Annotated in this window: 3 protein-coding genes; all 3 read right to left on the bottom strand. The window is 69.5% G+C overall.

What is annotated here, in order from left to right:
* A partial coding sequence (locus FJ251_15030; GenBank protein MBM4119015.1) for an oligopeptide transporter, OPT family occupies positions 1–1,400 on the bottom strand: 1,400 nt, incomplete at its 3' end.
* Between the two features lie 58 nt (positions 1,401–1,458).
* Positions 1,459–2,019: a GTP cyclohydrolase I FolE gene (gene folE / locus FJ251_15025; protein ID MBM4119014.1), complete on the bottom strand. Its 561-nt coding sequence runs from the start codon at positions 2,017–2,019 to the stop codon at positions 1,459–1,461.
* 2 nt (positions 2,020–2,021) lie between these two features.
* The gene (locus FJ251_15020) at positions 2,022–2,447 is read right to left on the bottom strand and encodes a 6-carboxytetrahydropterin synthase (GenBank protein ID MBM4119013.1); all 426 of its coding nucleotides are present in this window, start codon (positions 2,445–2,447) and stop codon (positions 2,022–2,024) included.
* Positions 2,448–3,043: the final 596 nt, after the last annotated feature.

Here is a 3,043-nt window from a genome sequence, read left to right as displayed (position 1 = left end):
AAGCCGGTCTTGAGATCTTGCGAAGTGGCCCCCGCGTTCGAGGCCGCGATGCAGACGATCGCCCCCACCGAGAGCGCGGTCACGTAGTGGCTGCCGCCCGTCCAGCCCATGGCGAGGAAGATCATGCAGGTGAGCAGGAGCGTCGCCACGGTCATGCCCGAGATCGGGTTCGACGACGAGCCGATCTCGCCCGTGAGCCGCGAGGACACCGTCACGAACAGGAACCCGAACAGCACGATGAGCAGCGCGCCCACGATGTTCATGTGCAGGGGCCGCGCGAGCACGATCGCCACGATGATCGCCAGGATGCCGCCGAAGACGAACTTCATCGGCAGGTCGTGCTCGGTGCGGTGCGGGTCGGCGCCGCCGCGCGCGCCCGCGCCCACGTCGCGCAGGCCCTCCTTGATGCCGCTCCAGATCACCGGCAGCGAGCGACCCAGGCTGATGATGCCCCCCGCCGCCACCGCCCCGGCGCCGATGTAGAGCACGTAGGCGCCGCGGATCTGGTTCGGCCCCATCTCGCTGATCGGGATCGTGCCCGGCGAGAGCGCGCCGGGGATGGCGTCGCCAAAGAATTTGATCAAGGGGATCAGCAGCAGGTAGGCCATGACGCCACCGCCGCACATCACCGCCGCGATCTTGGGCCCGATGATGTAGCCCACGCCGAGCAGCTCGGGGCTGATCTCGGCCGAGAGCGAGCCCGCCTTGAAGGGCGCGCCGAAGATGCGCTCGGGCACGTCCTTCCAGCCCTTGAAGGCCACCATTGCCGTCTTGTAGAGCAGGCCGATGCCGAAGCCGGTGAAGATCGTCCGCCCGCTGGTGCCCGAGGCCAGCCCGGCCGCCGCCGCCGCGCGCTCCTCTTCCTTCGCCTCGTCGGAGGCCAGCGCGCGCGACTCGTCCGAGGCGCCCGCCTTCAGCACCTCGGCGCAGGCCGTGCCCTCGGGGTATTTGAGGATGCCGTGCTGCTCGACGATCAGCGCGCGGCGCAGCGGGATCATCATCAGGATGCCGAGCAGGGCGCCCAGCACGGCCACCAGCATCACCCGCGTCAGCGCGAGGTCGAAGCCGAGGATCATGATCGCCGGCATCGTCACGCCGATGCCGAAGGCGATCGACTCGCCCGCCGAACCCGCCGTCTGCACGATGTTGTTCTCGAGAATGGTGGCGTCCTTGACACCGAGCTTCGAGGCCAGGCGGAAGAGCGTGATCGAGATCACCGCCACGGGGATCGAGGCGCTTACTGTAAGGCCCACCTTGAGCACCAGGTAGAGCGATGAAGCGCCGAAGACCATCCCGAGCAGGGTGCCGACGATCACCGCCCGCAGCGTGAACTCCGGCATCCGCGTACCCGCGGCAATGTAGGGCTGCGGCAGGGCGCGCCCGGCGCGACTGGACTCCATTGCGATACCTCCCCGGCGCGCCTAGCGCGCTCGACCGCCTAGCGCGCGCACTGGCGCGCTAGCGCCCGTGATTGCTGATGCCGCGGATCAGCACCAGGAACTCCTCGCGCGTGCGCGTGCTCGACTCGAAGATGCCGCGCATGGCGCTGGTCGTCATCCAGGCGTTCTGCTTCTCGACGCCGCGCATCGCCATGCACATGTGGAAGCCCTCGAGCACGACGGCTACGCCCTGCGGCTCGAGCTGCTCTTCGAGCGTGGCCGCGATCTCCTGTGTGAGCCGCTCCTGCACCTGGAGGCGCCGGCTGAAGATGTCCACCAGGCGCGGGATCTTGGAGAGCCCGACGATCTTGCCGTCGGGCACGTAGGCCACGTGCGCCCTGCCGTAGAAGGGCAGCAGGTGGTGCTCGCACAAACTGTAGAAGTCGATGTCCCGCACCACCACCATCTCGTTGTAGTTCTCGTGGAAGACGGCGCGGCCGATCACCTCGGCCGGATTCATCCGGTAGCCGCGCGTGAGGTAGTGGTAGGCGTGATGCACGCGCTCGGGCGTGTCCTTCAGGCCCTCGCGATCGGGGTCCTCGCCGATGTGCGCGAGGATGCTGCGGATGGCGTCGTGCATGGCTACTCCTTCTCGCCCCGGTAGACGCACCAGTTGCGCGGATTCTCCTGCACGCGCACCTCGTAGAGCAGGCCGCCGAAGTGCGGCGCGAGGCGGTTCCAGAAGGCGACGGCGAGGTTCTCCGTGGTCGGGTTCAGCCCGCGCAGGAAGTCCACGTCGTGGTTCAGGTGCTTGTGGTCGCAGGGCTCGATCACTTCGCGGCGCGTGATCCTGTCCACCTGGTTCAGGTTGATGATCATCCCCGTCTCGGGATCGGCCGGCCCGCGCAGCGTCACATGCACGTCGTAGTCGTGCCCGTGGCCGTAGAAGTTGTTGCAGTGGCCGAACACTTCCCAGTTCTTCTCATCTGGCCAGTCCGGGTTGTAGAGGCGATGAGCGGCCGCGAAGGTGAGCACGCGGGTGATGCTGACGAGAGGGCGATCGGGCATGGCGGCCTCCGATGGGCGGGTCAGGGCGCGGCGACGCCGAAGTGCGCGGCCAGGCGGCGGCCGAGGGCGTCCAGCGCGCGGGGGCTGCGGCTGCCGAACCAGCTCAGCATCTCCCCCTGGACAAGAAGGCAGTCCGCGGGGTCCCGCGCAACGCCGAGCGCGGCGAGTTCCGCGGCGTGCTCGGCCGTGAAGGCGAAGGGCTCGTCGGGGAGCAGCACCAGCGCCGGGCCCAGCCCGGCCAGCGCTTCCGGCGCGAGCGCCGGGTAGCGGCCGTTCTCGGGCGCCCGATTCACGAGTCCCAGCTCCGCCATCACGCCGTTGATGTAGCAGTCGCGGCCGGCGAGCATCCAGGGCCGCCGCCAGATGAAGCAGAGCGCGGCCGGCTGGCCGCCGAGCACGCCGGCGAGCGCGCGGCTCATCGCCTTCGCGCGCCCGCGCGCGGCCGCCAGCTCGACGAGCAGGGCCTCCACCGGCGCGCGCGCCTCGAGCAACTGGCCCAGCGCGGTGAGGAAGCCCTGCACGTCGTCCAGGCTGCGCGGGTCGATCAGGTGCACGGCCAGCCCCGCGTCCTCGAGGGCTTCGATGTCCTCGCGGGG

The organism is bacterium (assembly GCA_016873475.1).
Classification (GTDB): domain Bacteria; phylum Krumholzibacteriota; class Krumholzibacteriia; order JACNKJ01; family JACNKJ01; genus VGXI01.
The sequence above is the reverse complement of the archived record's forward strand: the minus strand, read 5'-3'. Positions and strand labels throughout refer to the sequence as shown.